We start from the raw sequence: 19,602 nt of genomic DNA, 5'->3' as shown, positions 1-19,602 counted from the left end.
CCGGAACCGGAATGATAGTTGCGCGCACGGGGGTGAGGCCATTACCCGGCGCTGTCGGGCTTCTGGTAAGATTTGCGCCTTGTCTTCGACGCCAAAAATAGTAAAGAGCTGATGATTCCCTACCCGCAGATTGATCCCGTCGCCATTGCCATCGGCCCGCTCGAGGTGCACTGGTATGGCCTGATGTACCTGGGCGGCTTTATCGCCGCCTGGTGGCTGGCACTGCGCCGCAGCCGCAAGTCCTGGTCGCCGGTGATCAAATCCGAGGTGGAGGACCTGATCCTCTACTGTGCCCTCGGTGTGGTGATCGGTGGGCGGCTCGGTTACATGTTCTTCTACAACTTCCCGCAGCTGGTGGCCGATCCACTGTCTCTGGTACGTGTCTGGGAGGGGGGCATGAGTTTCCATGGTGGCCTGATCGGTGTGATGGTGGCTGCGGCCATCTATGCGCGCAAGATCGGCACCACCTTCCCTGCACTGATCGATTTTGTCGCCCCGCTGGTGCCGATCGGGCTGGGACTCGGCCGGCTTGGGAATTTCATTGGTCAGGAGCTCTGGGGCCGTCCCACCGATGCGCCCTGGGGCATGGTGTTCCCCCGGGACCCGGAGCAGCTGGCGCGCCACCCCTCCCAGCTGTACCAGGCATTTCTCGAAGGCCTGGTGCTGTTTGCGGCGCTGTGGTGGTTTTCCAGCAAGCCGCGACCGCGGCTGGCGGTGGGTGGCCTGTTCGTCCTTCTTTATGGCATTTTCCGCTTCCTGGTGGAGTTTGTGCGCGAACCGGACGGTCACATCGGCTTCGACCTGTTTGGCTGGATGACCCGGGGGCAGTTGCTGAGCCTGCCGATGATTGCCGCCGGCATCATCCTGCTGGTGTGGAGTTACCGCACCCAGCCCCTGCCCGAGGGGCGCAGTGAGGCCAAGTCCAGTGAAGCCAAGAGTGGAGCCTGATAGATGAAGCAGTATCTCGATCTCATGCGCCACGTGCGCGACAACGGCACCCGCAAGAGCGACCGCACAGGCACCGGCACGCTGAGTGTTTTCGGTTACCAGATGCGATTTGACCTGGCCGAGGGGTTCCCCCTGGTGACCACCAAGAAACTGCACCTGCGCTCGATCATTCACGAACTGCTGTGGTTCCTGAAAGGGGATACCAATATCGGTTACCTCAAGGAGCACGGGGTGCGGATCTGGGACGGGTGGGCCACCGAGAGTGGTGATCTGGGCCCCGTCTACGGCCACCAGTGGCGCTCCTGGCCCACCGCGGACGGTCGCCAGATTGACCAGATAGCGGAGCTGGTGGAACAGCTGAAAAGCCGGCCGGATTCCCGTCGCCTGATTGTCAGCGCCTGGAACCCTGCCGACCTGCCGGATGAGGGTGTCTCCCCGGCAGAGAACGCCGCAGCCGGGCGCATGGCGCTGGCACCGTGTCACGCGCTGTTCCAGTTCTATGTGGCGGACGGCAAGTTGTCCTGCCAGCTCTACCAGCGCAGCGCCGATATTTTCCTCGGCGTGCCGTTCAATATCGCCTCTTACAGCCTGCTGACCCTGATGCTGGCCCAGGTCTGCGGCCTGCAGCCGGGTGAGTTCATCCACACCTTCGGCGATGCCCACCTGTACCTGAATCACCTGGAGCAGGTAGAGGAGCAGCTGTCGCGGGAGCCGCTGCCCCTGCCGCAGATGCACCTCAACCCGGATGTGACCGATCTGTTCGCGTTCCGCTTCGAGGATTTTGAGCTGAGAGGCTATGAGGCCCATCCCCATATTCCCGCACCGGTGGCGATATAAATGAAGGAAGTACCCATTGCGATGATCGCGGCCATGGCGCAAAACCGGACCATCGGCCGCGACAACACCCTGCCCTGGCGGATTTCCGGCGACCTGAAGTTCTTCAAGCGGGTGACTATGTCGAAGCCCGTCATCATGGGGCGCAAAACCTTTGAGTCCATCGGTCGACCGCTGCCCGGCCGCACCAATATTGTCATCACCCGCAATCCCGAATGGCGGGCAGAGGGTGTGACTGCGGTCTCCAGTCTCGAAGAGGCGCTGGTGGTGGCTCGTCAGTCGGCTGCCGACAGCGGCGCAGAAGAGGTGATGGTGATTGGTGGAGCAGAGATCTACCGCCAGGCGCTTCCGATGGCGCGCCGTCTCTACATCACGGAAGTGGAGGCGCAGGTGGAGGGCGATGCCTTTTTCCCGGAATTTGCGAATGGCTGGTCAGAAACCGGTCGGGATTGTTACCCGGCGTCGGACAGGGATGAATATAACTACTGCTTAGTCCAGTACGACAGGTCAAAATAAATTCGACTTGATCAATAATTGATCGCTCTGTTAGTTTACGTGATTGCTCGTACAATTTGCGCCGCCGCATTTGTGTGCATGCGACTCGGATTTGTTACCCGGGTGTTACCTTGCTACCCATGCGGGCCGAGACTGTCAATCGGCATTTGAATAATCAAATCGGCTGTTTACAATGTGCGGCTCTTAGCTGTCTTCAAACCAAAATCCAACCGCGTTGTGGCAGCTAAACCATCGCGACCATGTTGTGAAATATTGAACCCACTGGGGGGTCTAATGAAAACCAAGCGATTCATGGCTGTGGCGCTGACCACTGCGCTGTCTGCCGGCGCACTCTATGGCAGCGTAGCCACTGCGGATACACTCGATAACGTCCTGGCTGTCGGCCAGCAGAAAACTGCTGCCGCTCAGGCGTCCCAAAAGCGCATCGACAAGATCGCCGAAGAAACCACCAGCCTGCTGCAGGACTTCAAGGTGGTGAACAAGGAGATTGACGGTCTGCGTGTCTACAACCGTCAGCTCGAAAAGCAGCTGGCCAACCAGCTCGCCGTGATCAAGGACCTGGATGAGTCCATCGAAAACGTCACCGTCATCGAGCGCCAGATTCAGCCGCTGATCCTGCGCATGCTGGAAGGCCTGGAGCAGTTCATCAAGCTGGACGCACCGTTCAAGCTGGAAGAGCGCATGGCGAACCTGCAGGGCGTGAAGAACAATATGGACCGTTCCGATATCACTGTTGCGGAGAAATTCCGTCAGGTGCTGGAACTGTACAACTTCGAAGCCGAATACGCGCGTAAGATCGACAGCTACGGCGACACCCTGGTAGTGAATGGCCAGGACCGCGAAGTTAACGTACTGCAGATCGGCCGTATTGCCCTGGTTGCCCAGACCACCGATTCCAAGGTTTCTCTGGCCTACGACAAAGAGCAGAAGGCTTGGGTTGAGATCGACGCTGGCGACTACCGCCGCGCTATCCAGAATGGCCTGAAGATTGCCCGCAAGCAGGCTACCCAAGACATCATGACCATGCCGATCCACGCTCCGGAGGCTGCGCAATGAAAACCAATTTCGCCAAACGCCTAGTATCTATGACGGCCGCAGTCGTGGCGGCTGGTCTGATTAGCAGCACTGCCATGGCCCAGGACGAAGCCAAGTCCCTGGATCAGCTGCTGAAAATGGTTCAGCAATCCAAGATTGCCGAGTCTGCCGAGCACAAAAAGCGCGAAGCAGAGTTCCGTCGCCAGAAGGCCAATCAGCAGTCCCTGCTGAACCAGGCCAAGCAAACCCGCACTGCTGAAGAAGAGCGTTCCGCGCGCCTGGAAGCCAAGTACCAGGAGCAGGAAGTCGAGGTTCAGAACAAGCGCGAGCAGCTGGACGAGCGTATGGGCTCCCTGAAAGAGCTGTTTGGTCACATGACCTCTACCGCTGGTGACCTGCGTGCCAACATGGAGTCTTCCATCGTTTCCGCGCAGTATCAGGGTCGTACCGAGTTCCTCGACACCCTGATCGACAAGATGAACTCCCAGACCAAACTGCCGACCATCGCAGAGATCGAGCGTCTGTGGTTCGAAATGCAGCGTGAAATCGTTGAGTCTGGCAAGGTCGTCAAGTTCAGCGGTACCGTCATCAAGCCCGATGGTGAGCAGGTAGAGCAGGAAGTTGTCCGTGTAGGTAACTTCAACCTGGTTTCCAACGGCAAGTACCTGGAAATGACCGACGCCAACAAGATGGCCGAGCTGATTCGCCAGCCCGACGGCAAGTACCTGTCCATGGCTGAAGACCTGCAGAACGCCACCTCCGGCTTCAGCGCATTCGGTGTTGACCCGACTGGCCCGACCGGCGGTTCCCTGCTGAAGGCCATGATCAACAGCCCGAGCCTCGTTGAGCGCTGGCACCAGGGTGGCATCGTCGGCTACATCATTACCGGTGTTGGTGCGATTGCCATGCTGCTGGCCATCTGGCGCCTGATCGTGCTGTCCGGTGTGAACAGCCGCGTAAACGCCCAGCTTCGCTCCGAGACCCCGAACACCAACAACCCGCTGGGTCGTGTTCTGGCCGTTGCTGAAGAGAACAAGGGTGTGGACGGTGAAACCCTCGAGCTTAAGATGGAAGAGGCTGTCCTGAAGGAGCGTCCGGAGATCGAGTCCGGTCTGAACCTGCTGAAGATCATTGCCATGGTCGCCCCGCTGCTGGGTCTGCTGGGTACCGTTACCGGTATGATCATCACCTTCCAGGCGATCACCATCTTCGGTGCTGGTGACCCGAAAGCGATGGCCGGCGGTATTTCCTCCGCTCTGGTAACCACCGTACTGGGTCTGTGTGTGGCCATCCCGACTGTGCTGATGCACACCATCGTCAACGGCCGCGCCAAGCGTATCCTGCACATCCTGGAAGAGCAGAGTGCCGGTATCGTGGCGGAAAACGCCGAGCGTAAATAAGAGGAGGCGGCAACATGCACGCATTGATTGACGCATGGGCCGCCGTCAACGCCTTTATGGCGTCGGGCGGGCCAGTACTGCTTCTGATCGCCGGCCTGACCTTCTTTATGTGGACGCTGATCTTTGAGCGCATCTTTTACTTCAACAAGAGCTTGAAGTCCGATGTGCAGGGTGCACTGGACCAGTGGGAGGAGCGCCCCGAGCGCAAATCCTGGGGTGCGCACCAGATCCGCTTCGCGCTGATCTCCCGGGTATCCGAGAAGATTCAGGACAATATGGACATGATTCAGGCCTGTGTTGCTCTGGCGCCCCTGTTCGGGCTCCTGGGTACGGTCTGGGGCATGATCAACGTGTTCGAAGTTCTCGCGATCACCGGTGGTGGTGATGCCAAACAGATGGCCAGTGGTGTATCCATGGCCACCATCCCGACAATGGCGGGCATGGTGACCGCACTGTCTGGCGTGTTTGCCAACACCTACCTCCAGCGTAAAGCGGAGCGTGAAACCCAGCTGCTGGAAGACCATCTGACGATGGATCACTAAGGCACCGCATAAGGCAATGAGCCAGGCCGAGGCGCAAGCTTATTTGCTGTGAAGGTTTAGCCAAGCCAGAAACTCTCGCGGGGCCCCGCAGGGGCTCCGTCGAGGAAGTTCGCTAAGAGAGTTGCTATGAGCAAGAGACAAAAAACGGCAGAAGAAGAAGCTGGAGCAATTGACCTCACGCCCATGCTGGACGTGGTGTTCATCATGCTGATCTTCTTTATCGTCACCGCGACCTTTATCAAGGAGCCGGGCGTCGACGTGTTGAAGCCGGAAGCGACAACCGCTGAACTCAAAGCCGCCTCTATTCTGGTAGCGATTAACGAAAACGACGAAATCTGGATTGCCAAGGAGCAGGTGGACGATCGACTGGTAAAAGTTACCCTCGAGCGTCTCTATGCCGAAAACCCCAAGGGTTGGTTGGTAATTCAGCCTGATAAGAAAGCGAGTATCGAGAAGGTTGCCCTGATTGCAGATGCTGCCAGGAGAATCGGTATCGAGAAAGTTTCGGTCGCGACAGAAAAGAGTTAACAGCTATGAACCCGGTAAGATTATTAGGGGCGGGTGTACTGGCAGTCGCCACCACCTTTGCCCTGATCTTCACCATGCATGCGCTGATCGAGGCCAACCTCGGCGCTCCCGAAGAGGAGGAGCAGATCAAGGTTGCCGACGTCGTGATGCCTGAGCAGAAGATCGAAACCCAGTACGACACCAGTAAGCCGGACAAGCCGGAGGAGCCGGAGCAGCCGCCCCCCGAAATGCCGGAACCTGAGTTCGACGATCCGAACCTGGATGATTCCATCAATATGTCTGCACCGCGTGCTTCTGCCTCGGTACAGGTTGGTGGTATCGGCGGCTTCGCCAGCGAGGGTGATTACCTGCCCATCGTGAAGGTGGCTCCGCAGTACCCGCGTCGCGCACTGCAGCGTGGTATCGAGGGTTACGCCATCGTCGAGTACACAGTAACCAAGAACGGCTCTGTACGTGATGCGCGGGTCGTGGAGGCCTTCACCAGTGACGGTCGCCCCACCACCATCTTCAACAGCGCGGCAATCAAGTCTGCACTGAAGTACAAGTACAAGCCGCGGGTGGTCGACGGTGAGCCGATCGAGGTCCCCGGAGTGAAGACCAAGATCAGCTTTAACCTGGCCCAGAACTAAAGGGGAAGCATATGAAGTTGACGACCATGACGAAGGGAATCTCCAGATTCGTCTTGCGAACGTCCGTGGCGCTGCCCTTGGTCTTGGCTCCCGCGGTCAGTGTCACTGTCCTGGAAGCGCTCGGGGTCTCCGCCCCGTACGCCCAGGCGGCAGCGGAAGAGACGCGCAAGGTCCCGGCGATGCGGGAAAACGTGTTCAAAAAGCTGGGTGCAGTGCAGGAAGCGGCCGACGCCGAGAACTGGCCAGCGGCCCTGCAGGCGCTGCGGGAGATGGAGTCCGGCGCGGACAAGTACAACGCGTATGAACGTGCGCAGATGTACTATTTTTACGGCTTTGTTTACTACAGCATGGAGCGGTACCGGGACGCGATTAACGCGTACAAGAAAGTACTGGCCCAGGGTGTGGAAAACATTCCGGTGGGTGTCGAGCTGAACACGCTCAAGACCATCGCCCAGCTGTACTTCGTGACCGAGGACTGGAGCAACGCGCTGAACTACCTGAACCAGTGGTTCAGCCGCGCGGACACCATCGGAGCCGCTGACTACGCTCTCCGTGGCCAGGTCTACTACCAGGCCGGTCAGGAAGGCAAGGCGCTCGCGGACATCAACAAGGCGGTGTCCATGTACGAGGCCGAAGGCAAGGTGCCGAAGGAGAACTGGTACGGCTTGCAGCGTTACTTCTACTTCGAGAAGAACGACTACAAGAAAGTCACCGACATCCTGGAAAAACTGGTCAAGCACTACCCGAAAGGGGAGTACTACAAACAGCTGTCCGGCATGTACGGTGAGCTGAAGCGCGAGAAAGACCAGTTGCACATGATGGAAGCGGCTTATATCGCCGGTGCCCTGGAAAAAGAGAAAGAGCTGTTGAACATGGCTTATCTCTTCATGGGTAACGAGATGCCGTACAAAGGTGCCAAGGTCATCAAGAAAGGACTCGACGAGAAGAAGATCGAGCGTACCTCCAAGAATCTGGAAACCCTGGCTCAGGCTTACCAGATGGCTCAGGAACTGCAGAAAGCAATTCCGGAGCTGGAGGGTGCGGCCAAGCTGTCGGACAAGGGTGAGCTCTATTCACGTCTGGCCGGTATCTACCTGGACCTGGACAAGAACGAGCAAGCCGTGACCATGGCAAAGCGCGCTCTGAACAAGGGCAGCCTGAAACGCCCGGATCAGCTGTACATCGTACTTGGAATGGCACACGCCAACCTCAAACAGTACGACGAGGCTCTCGAGACTTTGAAGAAGGCGCTGAAGGATGAGCGCTCGAAGAAATTCGCCGAACAGTGGATTTCTTACGTCGAGAACGAGAAGAAGCGCGAGGAACAGCTGGCAATCTGATTGCCGGATACTTCACCGCCGAAAAGGCCGCACATCGTGCGGCCTTTTTTGTTTGTGCGCAGGATGCGAGTTGGCGCTGTGCTGCTGGCGAAAAAGCAGCCTTCCAATTGCGAATAATTTGCAAAAGCGCCATTTTCGACTAATTAGTTAAGTAGCTGATCAGCTTTTCCAACGATGGCAGCACGGGCTGCCACTAATGACACCCCAATAACAATGAGGAATGGTGTTATGGACAGAGCTTATCCGCTGAATCCAACCACTGCGTATACCCTGAACCAAAACTTCCTTCGCACCCTGCAAAGCTGGGGCCTGGCGGCCCTGGTCACGCTGTTGCTGATCCTGCTCATGAGTCGGCTGATTGCGATGGAATACAGAGCCCCCACTCCTGAGCAGTTTCCGAGGGTCGAGAATATCCACCTGCCGGAGCTGCAGCCGACGGTGCAGAAATTCCAGCCGCCGGAGCGGGTGGTGGCTCCGGAACCCCAGCCGTTACCACCCAGGACACGGACGGAAGTCGATCCCGGCAAGACGATTCTGGTGATCACACCGCCGGCCCCCGGCAATGAGGTCCGCGGTCCGATCCTTGAAAACAGTGGTCCGGTGCCGATCTTCAAGCCCGCTCCCCGTTATCCGGCAACAGCGCTGCGCCGTGGCATCGAGGGCTACGTTGTAGTGGAATTCAGTATCGGGCTGGCCGGCAACGTTCTCGATCCTGTGGTTGTCGGTGGTTACGACAGTGCTGGGAACCCGACCGAGATTTTCAATCGCGCTGCGGTCGCTGCGGTGGCGCGATTCAAATACCGGCCGCAACTGGAAGATGGCAAGCCGGTTGTGCGACATGGTGTGCGCAATCGGATTCGTTTCAAGCTGGCCAACTGAGGGGCAGTGGTCAAACAGGCGGTGCCCAGCACCGCCTGCTCACATCTGGATGTACAAGCGGTTGGTCTAGCCGAGATCCCTGATCGCACCGCGATCCGCACTGGTGGCAAGCATGGCGTAGGCCTTCAGGGCGGTGCTGACCTTGCGTGGGCGCTGTTCCTCGGGTTGCCATGCATTGCTGCCCCGGCTCACCATGGCGTCACGGCGTTGCTGCAGCTCTTCGTCGGACAAGAGAACTTCAATGGTGCGCGCGGGTATGTCGATACGAATGGGATCGCCGTTTTGCACCAGGGCAATATTCCCTCCGGCGGCCGCCTCGGGAGACACGTGGCCGATGGATAGCCCGGAAGTGCCTCCGGAAAAGCGCCCGTCAGTGATCAGTGCGCAGGATTGCCCGAGGCCTTTGGATTTGAGGTAGCTGGTGGGGTAAAGCATTTCCTGCATACCAGGGCCGCCTTTGGGTCCTTCGTAGCGGACGATGACTGCTTCACCCGCCTGCACTTTGCCGTCGAGGATGTTGCGCACAGCCGTCTCCTGGCTCTCCACGATGTGGGCTGGCCCCTCGAATTTCCACAGTGCTTCATCGACGCCTGAGGTCTTCACGACACAGCCGCCGGGAGCCAGATTGCCGAACAGCACTGCCAGACCGCCCTCGCTGGAGTATGCATGTTCTGCCGAGCGGATACAGCCGCTGCGGCGATCGCCGTCCAGGCTGGACCAGCGACAGCTCTGGCTGAACGCAGTCTGGGTAGGGATGCCGGCCGGCCCTGCACGATAGAACTCGTGTACGCCTGCGTCGTCGGTACGACGGATATCCCACTGCTGCAAAGCACTTTTCATGGAGTCACTGTGCACTGTCGGCAGTGAGGCGTCGATCAGCCCTGCCGCTTCCAGTTCACCCAGGATCGCCATGACCCCGCCGGCGCGGTGCACATCCTCGATGTGGTATTTCTGCGTGTTGGGCGCCACCTTGCACAGCTGTGGAACCTTGCGCGAGAGCCGGTCGATATCGGCGAGATCGAAATTGATTTCGCCCTCCTGTGCTGCCGCCAGCAGGTGGAGGATCGTGTTAGTGGAGCCGCCCATGGCGATATCTAGGGCCATGGCATTCTCGAAGGCCGCGCGGTTGGCGATGGTGCGCGGCAGCGCGGTCTCGTCATCCTGTTCATAAAAGCGTTTTGCCAGCGCCACAATTTCACGGCCCGCGCGCAGGAACAACTGCTCCCGGTCGGCGTGGGTCGCCAGCATTGTGCCGTTGCCGGGCAGGGAGAGGCCCAGTGCTTCGGTCAGGCAGTTCATGGAGTTGGCGGTGAACATGCCGGAGCAAGAGCCGCAGGTCGGGCACGCGGAACGCTCATATTCGGCCACTTCCTCATCGCTGGCGGAGTCGGTGGCGGCGATGACCATTGCATCCACCAGGTCCAGTTTGTGATCGGCAAGTTTGGTTTTGCCCGCTTCCATCGGCCCGCCGGAAACAAAGATAACGGGGATATCGAGCCGCATGGCCGCCATCAGCATCCCCGGAGTGATTTTGTCGCAGTTTGAAATGCACACCAGTGCATCGGCACAGTGGGCGTTGACCATGTACTCCACGGAGTCGGCAATGATCTCGCGGCTGGGCAGGCTGTAGAGCATGCCGTCATGGCCCATGGCGATGCCGTCATCCACCGCGATGGTATTGAATTCCTTGGCCACGCCGCCCGCGCGTTCGATCTCCCGGGCCACCAGCTGCCCCATATCTTTCAGGTGCACATGTCCGGGTACGAACTGGGTAAAGGAGTTGGCAACGGCGATAATGGGTTTCTGGAAATCATCGTCCTTCATTCCCGTGGCCCGCCAGAGGGCACGGGCGCCGGCCATATTGCGGCCGGCTGTCGAGGTACGGGATCGGTAAGCGGGCATAAAACCTTCCGGCTGAATTGTTAAATCGGAGCGCCAGCTTAACAAAAAAACGCCGTATTCGGGATGGATTCCCGTGCAGGCGGTCGGTCAGAGGTTATTTTAGGATGGTCATTTTGTTTCAGCGGATGTGGCGCAAGGGATTTGCCGCTTAGAGGGCTTTGCGCAAAACGCGCGAATTGCGTTGAATGTTGTAGAGCGACTGGCGAGCTGCCGGGAGTTTACACACCTCTACCTGTTCGAATCCCCGCTCGATAAACCAGTGTTCTGCCTGGGTGGTGAGAACGTATAGCTCATCGATATCCAGTACCGCCGCCTGCCGCTCCAGGTGGTGCAACAGCTTGGCCCCGCGGCCACCGCCACGGAAATCCGGGTGGATGGCCACGCAGGCGATCTCCGCTGCGACGGTCGCTCCACTCTCATCCGCGATAGGATACAGGGCGGCGCAGGCAACCGGTGTCCCATCCACTTCCACAAGAGTGAAATGTTCGATCTCCGCCTCGAGTTTCTCCCGCGAACGGCGCACCAGAATGCCCTGTTTCTCCAGCGGGCGGATGAGCCCGAGAATGCCGCCGACATCAGTGATCCGGGCCCGGCGCACCACCTCATAGCTGTCGCGATAGATCATGGTTCCGGTACCTTCGCGACTGAACAGCTCCTGTACCAGGGCACCGTCCTGGGCGTAACTCAACAGATGAGTACGCGGGGTGCCGGCATTGCAGGCTCGGATAGCGCAGCGCAGGGCATCGCTGTCGGTGCGGGCGGTGGCCTGCTCCGCCTGCACCAGGCTCAGCTCCTGAACCGGCCTGTCATTCACCAGTAACTGGGGCGACTCGCGGAAGATCACCAGCTTCTCCGCCTGCAGGGTGTGTGCAGCTTCGGCAGCCAGGTCCAGATAGTTGAGATTGAACAGCTCCCCGGTAAGCGAGGTGCCCAGTGGAGAGAGCAGAACCAAACCGCCTTGGTCCAGGGTGTGGCGGATAGTGTTCACTTCCATGCGGCGGACCGTGCCGGTCCAGCCCAAATCGATACCGTCCAGGATGCCGATCGGCCTTGCAGTGACAAAATTTCCCGACACCACCTTGAGTGCAGAGCGGGCCATGGGGGAATCCGGCAGCCCCTGGGAAAACGCGGCCTCAATATCAAAGCGCAACTTGCCCACTGCCGCCTTGATGATTTCAAGGGTTTCACGATCGGTCACACGATTGGTGCCGTGGAAACGCTGTGGCAAGTTTCGCTGCTCGAGCGCGCGACATACCTGTGGCCGCGCACCGTGGACGACCACCAGGCGCACACCGAGGCTCGCCAGCAGCGCCATATCGTGGATCAGGCTGCGGAAATTGGTGTGTTCCAGGGCATCACCGGGGATGGCGATGACCAGCGTGCGGCTGCGCAGGTCGTTGATATAGGGCGCAGCGTGGCGGAACCAATGTAACGGGGCTTTACTGTCGCTCACTCGGTCACTATCCGTATTTTCGCTGGGTACTGGAATATACCGCACTTCCGGGCCAGGGCGCTCCTGTGAGTGGTTCAGCCCTGGATCAGGTGCCAGACCGGTGCCCCCGGATTACCGCAGCAATGAAAAAGGACAGCGACAACAGCTCCGGCATGACGGGTTGCTACAGGGAGACCTTTGTACGCTTTCTGCCTGAATCGTTGTGAGCGCCGGATTACATGCAGAACCGGGCAATCAGGCCCCGCAGCACCTCTACCATCGGCCCGATGCGCTCCTGGCCAAGGTACTCGTCCGGTTGGTGTGCCTGATCAATATCCCCCGGTCCCAGCACGATGGTATCCATACCCATGCTCTTGAAATAGGGAGCCTCGGTGGCGAAAGCGACGCTCTCGGCACTGTGTCCGGTCAGCTTCTCGGCCACCCTGACCAGCTCCGAGGTCCTGTCCTGAGCGAACGCTTCCGTGCCGCGAAAAATGGGACCGTATTCCAGCGAAATTTTTTCATCCTGTACCGCTGCATGCAGTCTCCGGTCCAGTTCCGCCCGCAGTTCCTCGAGCGGCATGCCGGGCAGCGGGCGCACGTCGAACTGGAGCTCCGTATGCCCGCAGATGCGATTGGGGTTGTCACCACCGTGGATGCAGCCAAGGTTCATGGTGGGCACCGGCACGGCGAAGCCGGGGTTCCGGTATTGCGCCTGCCATTCCGCACGAACCCGCAGGAGGGTCGCGATGGCAGCATGCATGGCTTCCAGGGCGTTGGCCCCGAGCGCGGGGTTGGAGGAGTGGCCGGTTTTACCGGTGATACGCACCGCCTCCATCATCATGCCCTTGTGCATGTGGATGGGCCTGAGACCGGTAGGTTCGCCAATCACGGCGTAGCGACCGTGGGGCCGGCCGGCTTCCACCAGGGCGCGGGCACCGTCCATGGAGGTTTCCTCATCGGCGGTGGCGAGAATGATCAGCGGCTGCTGCAACGGTTTACCGGTAAACGCCCTGGCGGCCTCGATGGCAATGGGAAAGAACCCCTTCATGTCCGTGCTGCCGAGACCGTAGAACCGGTTGTCGCGGTCGTCCAGCTTGAAAGGATCCGACTGCCAGCGCCCCTCATCGTAGGGCACGGTATCGGTATGGCCGGCCAGCACCAGCCCGCCGTCGCCGGGGCCTCCGCCAGACAGGGTGGCGATCATATTCGCCTTGTGGGGCTGGTCCGGCAGCGGCATCAGCTCAACGTTGAAACCGAGGGTCTCCAGCCAGGCCGCCAGCAACTCCACAACGCCCCGGTTGCCCATATCCAGTTTCGGGTCGGTGGCGCTGATGCTGGGGCTCGCCACCAGTTGTGCCAGCTGCTGCTTGAGATCCGGAAGCGTGTCAGCCATGAGTTTTCCCTGCCGATTGAGTAGCCCCGTGTGTTTGGCGCCGCACCCTCCACTCGCTCACCAGTACGGCGGCCACGATGATGCCGCCGCCAAGGCCCAGCCGGGAGAGGTCCGCGTCCCGGTTCCAGATTAACAGATTAACCAGCAGCCCTGCGGGAATCAGTGCATTGTTCATGGCCGCCAGGGTCCCTGCCGAGACCCGGGTTGCCCCCTGGTTCCACAGGTAGTAACCGAGCCCGGAAGCCACCAGCCCCAGCCACAACAGTACGGCCCACTGTACCGGCGTTGTGGGGTAGTCCGGTTTGCCAATCAGCAGCCAGGCAGAGAGGGCCACGATTCCGGCCCCCAGATAGAACCAGGCAAACGCGGTGTGTGCCTGCAGGGCCGGCCGCCGCTGCATAAACTGTTTGTAGGCTACCTGCCCCACGGCGAAGCACAGGTTGGCACCCTGCACGACGAGGAAGCCGCGCCAGAAATTGCCCGCTGGCTGATCCCAGCGGATGATTGCCGCGCCGGCAACTGCGAGCACGGCGACCAGCAGGTTCCAGGGTGAAAAGCGTCGCTCCAGCAGGTCGTATAACAGGGCGATGTAGACCGGGGTAAAGATCGTGAACAGCAGCACCTCGGGTACACTGAGCAGCAGGAAGGACTGGTAGTAAAACAGGTACATAAGGCCCAGTTGCACCGCACCGATGGCCATGAGTCCCAGCGCCGTGCGGCTGTCGCAACCGCGCCAGCGAAAGACGGGCAGAAACACCAGCCCCGCCAGCAGGATGCGGGTGAGCACGGCAAAATAGCTGTCTACCTGGCCGGCGAGGTAGGCGCCGATCAGGCTGAATGAGAAGGCCCAGAGCACAGTGACGAAAATCAGAAGCGACATGGTTCTTTAGCCGGTGGTTGATCAACACAAAGTCATCGAGGCGTTATGGTCGCGCCTCGCACGAATCACGGAATTCAGCTTCACCGCCAGTAACGGGGAGGGCTCCGCGACCGACTGGCACGGCCACGGCCGTGGCCAGGTGGCGGTAGCCCGCTGTGGGGATCTGTTGCTCTTCGATGAAACCGCAAAGTTTACCCGCAGTGACGGCCGAACCGTGTCGATGCGCAACCGCTATCGCTGGGGTCGCCTGGATGACCGGGTGCGGCTGGAGCACCAGCGGCGGGAGGAGCCGGTGCTGTTGTTTGAGCTGGCGCCAGTGACGGCACAGGGCCTGCGTCAGGTGGCGCCTCACCTGTGCGGTGCCGATACCTACGCCGCCGACCTGCTGTTGCACGGCAGTGAAATCGAGCTGATCTGGACCATTACCGGTCCGCGCAAGGAGGAGCGGCTGCATTACCACTACTGGTGACATTGCCCCCAATCCGGGACAATGATTTCACCGCGCAGGTATGTCACCGCCTTGCCTTCCAGGATAACCCGCTCCCCTCTCAGCTCGCAGCACAGATCCCCTCCGCGGGGCGAGACCTGCCGGGCGACCAGACGGAGCTTGCCCAGCTTCGCCGACCACAACGGCGTCAGCAGGGTGTGGGCAGAGCCGGTAACCGGGTCTTCATCGATGCCGACATTCGGGGCGAAGAACCGGCTGACAAAGTCGCACTCCTTCCCCGCCGCTGTGCAGACGACGCCCTGGTAGGGCAGGTTTGCCACGGCGCGGAAGTCCGGTTGCAGGTCCCGGATCTGCTGTTCACTGGCAAACACCAGCAACAGCTTGCCGCCTTCCATGTCCTCGACGAGGGCCTCTTCTGGCTCGATACCGAAAGGTGCAACAAAGTGCTTTTCCAGCTCAACTGGCCGCGGTATCTGTGCCGGGAAGTCCAGCGCGATCCCGTCGCCCGTGCGCCGGGCAATCAGCGGGCCGCTGTGGGTAAAGAAGCGGATTTCACCCCCTGCAAAGCCATACTCGGACCACAGCAGGTGTGCCGCAGCGAGGGTGGCATGTCCGCATAGCGGCACTTCTGCTACCGGGGTAAACCAGCGCAGTTCGAATCCGTCCTCCTTCGCTACCGTAAAGGCGGTCTCGGAGAGATTGTTCTCGGCCGCGATTCGTTGCAACAGCTCGTCCGGGAGCCATGCCTCGAGTGGCACCAGTGCCGCCGGGTTGCCGCCGAAGGTCTGGCTGGTGAAAGCGTCCGCCTGGTAGATGGGCAGTTGCATGGCTGTCTTCCTATACACTCCGGGCCCGCCCGGTTCCAACAAAAAAGGGGAGCGACGCCTGGCGTCGCTCCCCTTTTTAACAGGGCGAGGTACTCGGCGACTAGCCGAAGATGCCCTTGAAGAAGAAGAAAAACAGGATGGCGATACCGGCACCGGCGGGCAGGGTGACTACCCAGGAGGCGGCAATGGTCGTGATCATGCGCAGGTTGAGTGCGCCGATACCGCGGGCCAGGCCCACGCCAAGCACCGCCCCAACGAGGGTGTGGGTGGTGGAAATGGGCAGGCCGGTTCCGGAGGCCAGCACCACGGTGGCGGCGGCGCCCAGCTCGGCGGCAAAGCCGCGGCTCGGTGTCAGCTCGGTAATCTTGCGACCGATGGTCGCCATCACCTTGAAGCCGTAGGTGGCCAGGCCGACGACGATACCCAGGCCACCGAGCAGCAGGATCCAGGACGGCATGGTGGCCTTGGCGGCTACCGTGCCCATCTGCACGGTATTCACCACTGCCGCCAGTGGGCCGACGGCGTTGGCCACGTCGTTGGAGCCGTGGGCAAAAGCCATGGCACAGGCGGTAAAGATCATCAGGATGGCGAATACCCGCTCCACATTGTAGAAGCGGTTGTCCTTCTCCTTGCCGGGATCCCGCTTGATGCGCTTGAGCATCATGACGCCAATACCCATCACGATCAGGCCGGCGATGGCGGCGATACCTGCATCCTGAAGGAAGTTCAGCTGGATATTGGCATCCTTGAATACATGTTTCAGGCCCTTGGTAAGGGTCACCATGGCGATCATCCAGCCCACGGCGAACATGTAAATGGGGATGTAGCGCTTGGCGTTGGCAAACGGGTCTTCGGTATTGAGGATCAACCGCTGCACGCTGCGGAACAGCAGGAAGGAGATGGTCCCGGCGAGCACCGGGGACACCACCCAGCTGGCGACGATGCTGCCCACCTTGCCCCAGGCCACTGCGTCGACGGAAATGCCGACCGCAGAGAAGCCGACGATGGCGCCGACGATCGAGTGGGTGGTAGAGACAGGCCAGCCGAGGATGCTGGCGATCAGCAGCCAGGTGCCCGCTGCCAGCAGGGCCGATAGCATGCCGTAGACCAGAAGTTCCGGCTGTTCGGAAAAGATCTCCGAGTCGATGATGCCCTTGCGGATGGTGGAGGTCACCTCACCGCCGGCCAGGTAGGCCCCGGCAAATTCGAACACCATGGCGATCAGGATCGCCTGCTTGATGGTCAGGGCGCGGGACCCCACCGAGGTACCCATGGCGTTGGCGACATCGTTGGCACCCACGCCCCAGGCCATGAAGAATCCGAATAGACAGGCAAGGATCAGGAAGATATGCCCGTACTGACTGATAATTTCCATCGAGCTTCCCCCTTATCGCGCCAGCAGTAACTGCAATCGGTTGCCCACACCGTGAGCACAGTCGGCGAGGTCGCCGACCCACTCGATGACCCGGTAGAGGAAAATCACATCCACCGGCGGCAGATCCTTCTCGATGCCGAACAGGGAGGCGCGGATTTCCACTTCCAGCTTGTCCGATTTCCGCTCCAGGTCATCCAGCTCTTCGGTCATGCGCTGAGCGATATCCACTTCGCGGCCGGCGAAGCCCGACTCCAGCAGTTCGTCCAGCTCATTGATGGCGCGCAGTGCCTGGGCGGAGGTGGCGACGACACTTTCGACGAAGGTGCCCATCTGGTTCTGCAGTTGGGCGGGAATTTCCATTTTGCGACCGATGGCAAGGCCGGCGATATCCTGGGCTGTGTTGGCGATCTTGTCCTGGGCGTGCAGCAATTCCAGCAGGTCGGAGCGGGACACCGGCATGAACAGACTGTCCGGCAGGTGCAGGCGCAGATCACGCTTGATATCGTCGGCGCGGTTCTCGGCGGCGGAAATGCGCTTCTGGATTTCCTCAGCCTTGGCCAGGTCGCCCTGGATCAGGGCTTCGAAGAAGGGAACCAGGTCGGCGGAGGCCTCGTGGGCTGTCGCCATATGCTCTTTGATCGGCTTGATCGGCGAGCGGCCAAACAGGTTGGCGATATTGGACAGGGGCATGGTTAGCTCCTCGGCTCGGGGTCGAAGTGGCGCGCATGGTACCTTAAACCGCGGCAAACGCGGTAACCGGGTGGACGGATTGCCTGTCGCGGGGCGTCGAAGGGGCTACAATGCCCCGTCGGCCTGTTCCCGGGCAACGCAACCCGGGTGTTCAAGCAAAAGAATAGAAGAAGAGTGTTCCCTATGGCTGCAAGTAAATTGGCGGACCGTTTGCTGGACCTGGCGGGGCTGCTGGAGGACCTGGTTGGTCAGGGCCTGGTCAGCCGCAAGGATGCCAACCGGCTGATCGGCACCCCACGCACAGCCGAGCAGGCGCAGATGCATCCGCTCTCCTACATCGCCAGCTGTGAGTTGGAGAACCTCAAGGCCCCCGGGCGGGTGCTGGACAGCGAGACCCTGACCCAGTGGCTGGCCGAGAGCGCCTCGCACCGCCTGTACCATATCGACCCGCTGAAGGTGAACGTGGCGGCGATTACCGAGGTCATGAGCTTCCAGTTCGCCAAGCGCCACCAGATCCTCTGTGTGGAGGCGAGCAAGGACTCTCTGCTGGTGGCCACCGCCCAGCCGTTTACCCATGGTTGGGAGGAACAGCTGGAGCACACCAGTGGTCGCTCGGTGCAGCGGGTGGTGGCGGATCCGGCGGATATCCAGCGCTACTGTGTCGAATTCTACTCCCTGGCCAAGTCCATCTCCGGTGCCAGTGGCCTCAAGGGCAGTGCCTCCAGCGGTAACTTCGAGCAGCTGCTGGAGCTGGGCAGCCTCAAGGACCCGGAGGCCAATGACCAGCACATCGTCAATATCGTCGACTGGCTGTTGCAGCACGCTTTCGACCAGCGCGCCAGCGATATCCATATCGAGCCGCGGCGGGACCTGGGCCGGATCCGGTTTCGTATCGACGGCGTGCTGCACCCCATCCACGACCTGCCGGACCAGGTGAACGCCGCTGTTACCAGCCGCCTGAAGATCCTCGGCCGCATGAACGTGGCCGAGAAACGCAAACCCCAGGACGGCCGCATCAAGACCAAGCGTCCGGATGGCCGCGAGGTGGAGTTGCGCCTCTCCACGCTGCCCACCGCGTTCGGGGAAAAGCTGGTGATGCGGATCTTTGATCCGGAGGTGCTGGCCCGTTCCTACAGCGATCTGGGCCTTGGCGGCGATGACCTGGCCCGCTGGCAGACCATGCTGGGCCGTCCCAACGGAATCGTGCTGGTGACCGGGCCCACCGGCTCGGGCAAGACCACCACCCTCTATACAGGCCTCAAGCAGCTGGCGACCAGCGAGGTGAATGTTTCCACCATCGAGGACCCGATCGAGATGGTGGAGGAGAGCTTCAACCAGACCCAGGTGCACCACGCTATCGGGCTGGATTTCGCCGCCGGCATCCGCACCCTGATGCGGCAGGACCCGGACATCATCATGGTGGGGGAGATCCGCGATCTGGAGACGGCGCAGATGGCGGTGCAGGCAGCGCTTACCGGCCACCTGGTGATCTCTACCCTGCACACCAATGACGCGCCCACGGCGGTCACCCGCCTGCTGGACCTGGGCTTGCCACATTACCTGCTCAAGTCCAGTGTGCTCGGGGTCATGGCCCAGCGCCTGGTGCGGACCCTGTGCCCGGCCTGCAAGCAAAAGGACAGCGTCAGCGATGACGACTGGCAGGCCCTGACCCGGCCGTGGAAGGCGCCGAAGCCCGAAGTGGTCTATCGCCCGGAGGGCTGTCTCGAGTGCCGCAATACCGGCTATCGCGGCCGGCAGGGAATCTACGAGATACTGCCTTTCACCGAGTCGATCCAGGGGCTGGTGACTGCCGACTGCGACCTGCAGGTATTGCGCCGCCAGGCCATGCGGGAGGGCATGAGCAGCCTGCGGCTTTCCGGAGCCAGGAAAGTCGCCGCCGGCATCACCACCGTGGCAGAGGTGCTGCGGGTGGCGCCACCACCGGATATTGCCTTCTGATCCAAACACCGTCGCATCATCAAAAACGCTCGTTTTAGGCCA

General features: G+C 60.6%; 19 protein-coding genes. 12 read left to right on the top strand and 7 right to left on the bottom strand.

All coding sequences use genetic code 11. The features are described from left to right. Positions 1–111: 111 nt before the first annotated feature. The 10 genes from lgt (at position 112) to LVD12_RS10055 (ending at position 8,651) form a co-directional block, all read left to right on the top strand. Positions 112–948: a prolipoprotein diacylglyceryl transferase gene (gene lgt, locus LVD12_RS10100; RefSeq protein ID WP_237067934.1), complete on the top strand. Its 837-nt coding sequence runs from the start codon at positions 112–114 to the stop codon at positions 946–948. A 3-nt stretch (positions 949–951) separates the two neighbouring features. Continuing rightward, a complete protein-coding gene (locus tag LVD12_RS10095; RefSeq protein ID WP_237067589.1) occupies positions 952–1,785 on the top strand; it encodes a thymidylate synthase in 834 nt (277 codons plus the stop codon). After that, entirely contained in the window at positions 1,786–2,298 is a 513-nt protein-coding gene (locus LVD12_RS10090; RefSeq protein WP_237067588.1) for a dihydrofolate reductase, read from the top strand. It begins immediately after the preceding gene. 273 nt (positions 2,299–2,571) lie between these two features. Beyond that, entirely contained in the window at positions 2,572–3,354 is a 783-nt protein-coding gene (locus LVD12_RS10085) for a DUF3450 domain-containing protein (protein WP_237067587.1), read from the top strand. Beyond that, on the top strand, positions 3,351–4,733 hold the full coding sequence (locus LVD12_RS10080; RefSeq protein ID WP_237067586.1) for a MotA/TolQ/ExbB proton channel family protein: 1,383 nt from the start codon (positions 3,351–3,353) through the stop codon (positions 4,731–4,733). The genes LVD12_RS10085 and LVD12_RS10080 overlap by 4 nt, the downstream gene beginning before the upstream one ends. A gap of 14 nt (positions 4,734–4,747) precedes the next feature. Next, complete coding sequence (locus LVD12_RS10075; RefSeq protein ID WP_237067585.1) at positions 4,748–5,275, top strand: MotA/TolQ/ExbB proton channel family protein; 528 nt, start codon at positions 4,748–4,750, stop codon at positions 5,273–5,275. 126 nt (positions 5,276–5,401) lie between these two features. Continuing rightward, on the top strand, positions 5,402–5,803 hold the full coding sequence (locus LVD12_RS10070) for an ExbD/TolR family protein (protein WP_237067584.1): 402 nt from the start codon (positions 5,402–5,404) through the stop codon (positions 5,801–5,803). 5 nt (positions 5,804–5,808) lie between these two features. Then, positions 5,809–6,432, top strand: coding sequence for an energy transducer TonB (locus LVD12_RS10065; protein WP_237067583.1), 624 nt, complete (start codon positions 5,809–5,811; stop codon positions 6,430–6,432). Positions 6,433–6,443: 11 nt separating this feature from the next. Then, positions 6,444–7,772, top strand: a complete 1,329-nt coding sequence (locus LVD12_RS10060; RefSeq protein WP_237067582.1) for a tetratricopeptide repeat protein — start codon at positions 6,444–6,446, stop codon at positions 7,770–7,772. 228 nt (positions 7,773–8,000) lie between these two features. Then, a complete protein-coding gene (locus LVD12_RS10055; RefSeq protein ID WP_237067581.1) occupies positions 8,001–8,651 on the top strand; it encodes an energy transducer TonB in 651 nt (216 codons plus the stop codon). 66 nt (positions 8,652–8,717) lie between these two features. Here the strand turns inward: LVD12_RS10055 and ilvD are convergent, their stop codons facing one another. The 4 genes from ilvD to LVD12_RS10035 form a co-directional block, all read right to left on the bottom strand. Beyond that, complete coding sequence (ilvD, locus tag LVD12_RS10050) at positions 8,718–10,553, bottom strand: dihydroxy-acid dehydratase (protein ID WP_237067580.1); 1,836 nt, start codon at positions 10,551–10,553, stop codon at positions 8,718–8,720. 148 nt (positions 10,554–10,701) lie between these two features. Then, positions 10,702–12,006, bottom strand: a complete 1,305-nt coding sequence (argA, locus tag LVD12_RS10045) for an amino-acid N-acetyltransferase (RefSeq protein ID WP_237067579.1) — start codon at positions 12,004–12,006, stop codon at positions 10,702–10,704. A 214-nt stretch (positions 12,007–12,220) separates the two neighbouring features. Then, complete coding sequence (gene argE, locus LVD12_RS10040) at positions 12,221–13,381, bottom strand: acetylornithine deacetylase (RefSeq protein ID WP_237067578.1); 1,161 nt, start codon at positions 13,379–13,381, stop codon at positions 12,221–12,223. Then, a complete protein-coding gene (locus LVD12_RS10035; RefSeq protein WP_237067577.1) occupies positions 13,374–14,261 on the bottom strand; it encodes a carboxylate/amino acid/amine transporter in 888 nt (295 codons plus the stop codon). The genes argE and LVD12_RS10035 overlap by 8 nt, the downstream gene beginning before the upstream one ends. Before the next feature lie 13 nt (positions 14,262–14,274). Between LVD12_RS10035 and LVD12_RS10030 the strand changes: the two genes are divergently transcribed. Further along, on the top strand, positions 14,275–14,730 hold the full coding sequence (locus LVD12_RS10030) for a DUF6314 family protein (RefSeq protein ID WP_237067576.1): 456 nt from the start codon (positions 14,275–14,277) through the stop codon (positions 14,728–14,730). Here LVD12_RS10030 and LVD12_RS10025 read toward each other — a convergent pair. From LVD12_RS10025 to LVD12_RS10015, 3 genes are all read right to left on the bottom strand, one after another. After that, positions 14,721–15,536 carry a PhzF family phenazine biosynthesis protein gene (locus LVD12_RS10025; protein WP_237067575.1) on the bottom strand — a complete coding sequence of 272 codons (816 nt, stop codon included), beginning with the start codon at positions 15,534–15,536 and terminating at the stop codon, positions 14,721–14,723. The genes LVD12_RS10030 and LVD12_RS10025 overlap by 10 nt on opposite strands. A gap of 100 nt (positions 15,537–15,636) precedes the next feature. Then, positions 15,637–16,911, bottom strand: a complete 1,275-nt coding sequence (locus tag LVD12_RS10020) for an inorganic phosphate transporter (protein ID WP_237067574.1) — start codon at positions 16,909–16,911, stop codon at positions 15,637–15,639. 12 nt (positions 16,912–16,923) lie between these two features. Next, the gene (locus LVD12_RS10015; protein ID WP_237067573.1) at positions 16,924–17,601 is read right to left on the bottom strand and encodes a TIGR00153 family protein; all 678 of its coding nucleotides are present in this window, start codon (positions 17,599–17,601) and stop codon (positions 16,924–16,926) included. Positions 17,602–17,784: 183 nt separating this feature from the next. Here LVD12_RS10015 and tfpB point away from each other — a divergent pair, with 183 nt between their 5' ends. Beyond that, entirely contained in the window at positions 17,785–19,560 is a 1,776-nt protein-coding gene (gene tfpB / locus LVD12_RS10010; protein ID WP_237067572.1) for a type IV pilus assembly ATPase TfpB, read from the top strand. The last annotated feature ends 42 nt before the right edge of the window (positions 19,561–19,602 follow it).

The sequence above is a fragment of the Microbulbifer guangxiensis genome (assembly GCF_021729075.1).
Classification (GTDB): Bacteria; Pseudomonadota; Gammaproteobacteria; order Pseudomonadales; family Cellvibrionaceae; genus Microbulbifer; species Microbulbifer guangxiensis.
The sequence above is the reverse complement of the archived record's forward strand: the minus strand, read 5'-3'. Positions and strand labels throughout refer to the sequence as shown.

What these genes read in the sequence shown, in the direction of transcription:
- LVD12_RS10060 (WP_237067582.1), top strand. Translation starts at nt 6,444, where the DNA reads ATGAAGTTGACGACCATGACGAAGGGAATCTCCAGATTCGTCTTGCGA.
- argE (WP_237067578.1), bottom strand. Translation starts at nt 13,381, where the DNA reads ATGGCTGACACGCTTCCGGATCTCAAGCAGCAGCTGGCACAACTGGTG.
- LVD12_RS10095 (WP_237067589.1), top strand. Translation starts at nt 952, where the DNA reads ATGAAGCAGTATCTCGATCTCATGCGCCACGTGCGCGACAACGGCACC.
- LVD12_RS10025 (WP_237067575.1), bottom strand. Translation starts at nt 15,536, where the DNA reads ATGCAACTGCCCATCTACCAGGCGGACGCTTTCACCAGCCAGACCTTC.
- tfpB (WP_237067572.1), top strand. Translation starts at nt 17,785, where the DNA reads ATGGCTGCAAGTAAATTGGCGGACCGTTTGCTGGACCTGGCGGGGCTG.
- LVD12_RS10075 (WP_237067585.1), top strand. Translation starts at nt 4,748, where the DNA reads ATGCACGCATTGATTGACGCATGGGCCGCCGTCAACGCCTTTATGGCG.
- lgt (WP_237067934.1), top strand. Translation starts at nt 112, where the DNA reads ATGATTCCCTACCCGCAGATTGATCCCGTCGCCATTGCCATCGGCCCG.
- LVD12_RS10055 (WP_237067581.1), top strand. Translation starts at nt 8,001, where the DNA reads ATGGACAGAGCTTATCCGCTGAATCCAACCACTGCGTATACCCTGAAC.
- LVD12_RS10065 (WP_237067583.1), top strand. Translation starts at nt 5,809, where the DNA reads ATGAACCCGGTAAGATTATTAGGGGCGGGTGTACTGGCAGTCGCCACC.
- LVD12_RS10090 (WP_237067588.1), top strand. Translation starts at nt 1,786, where the DNA reads ATGAAGGAAGTACCCATTGCGATGATCGCGGCCATGGCGCAAAACCGG.
- LVD12_RS10020 (WP_237067574.1), bottom strand. Translation starts at nt 16,911, where the DNA reads ATGGAAATTATCAGTCAGTACGGGCATATCTTCCTGATCCTTGCCTGT.
- ilvD (WP_237067580.1), bottom strand. Translation starts at nt 10,553, where the DNA reads ATGCCCGCTTACCGATCCCGTACCTCGACAGCCGGCCGCAATATGGCC.
- LVD12_RS10035 (WP_237067577.1), bottom strand. Translation starts at nt 14,261, where the DNA reads ATGTCGCTTCTGATTTTCGTCACTGTGCTCTGGGCCTTCTCATTCAGC.
- LVD12_RS10015 (WP_237067573.1), bottom strand. Translation starts at nt 17,601, where the DNA reads ATGCCCCTGTCCAATATCGCCAACCTGTTTGGCCGCTCGCCGATCAAG.
- LVD12_RS10080 (WP_237067586.1), top strand. Translation starts at nt 3,351, where the DNA reads ATGAAAACCAATTTCGCCAAACGCCTAGTATCTATGACGGCCGCAGTC.
- LVD12_RS10085 (WP_237067587.1), top strand. Translation starts at nt 2,572, where the DNA reads ATGAAAACCAAGCGATTCATGGCTGTGGCGCTGACCACTGCGCTGTCT.
- LVD12_RS10070 (WP_237067584.1), top strand. Translation starts at nt 5,402, where the DNA reads ATGAGCAAGAGACAAAAAACGGCAGAAGAAGAAGCTGGAGCAATTGAC.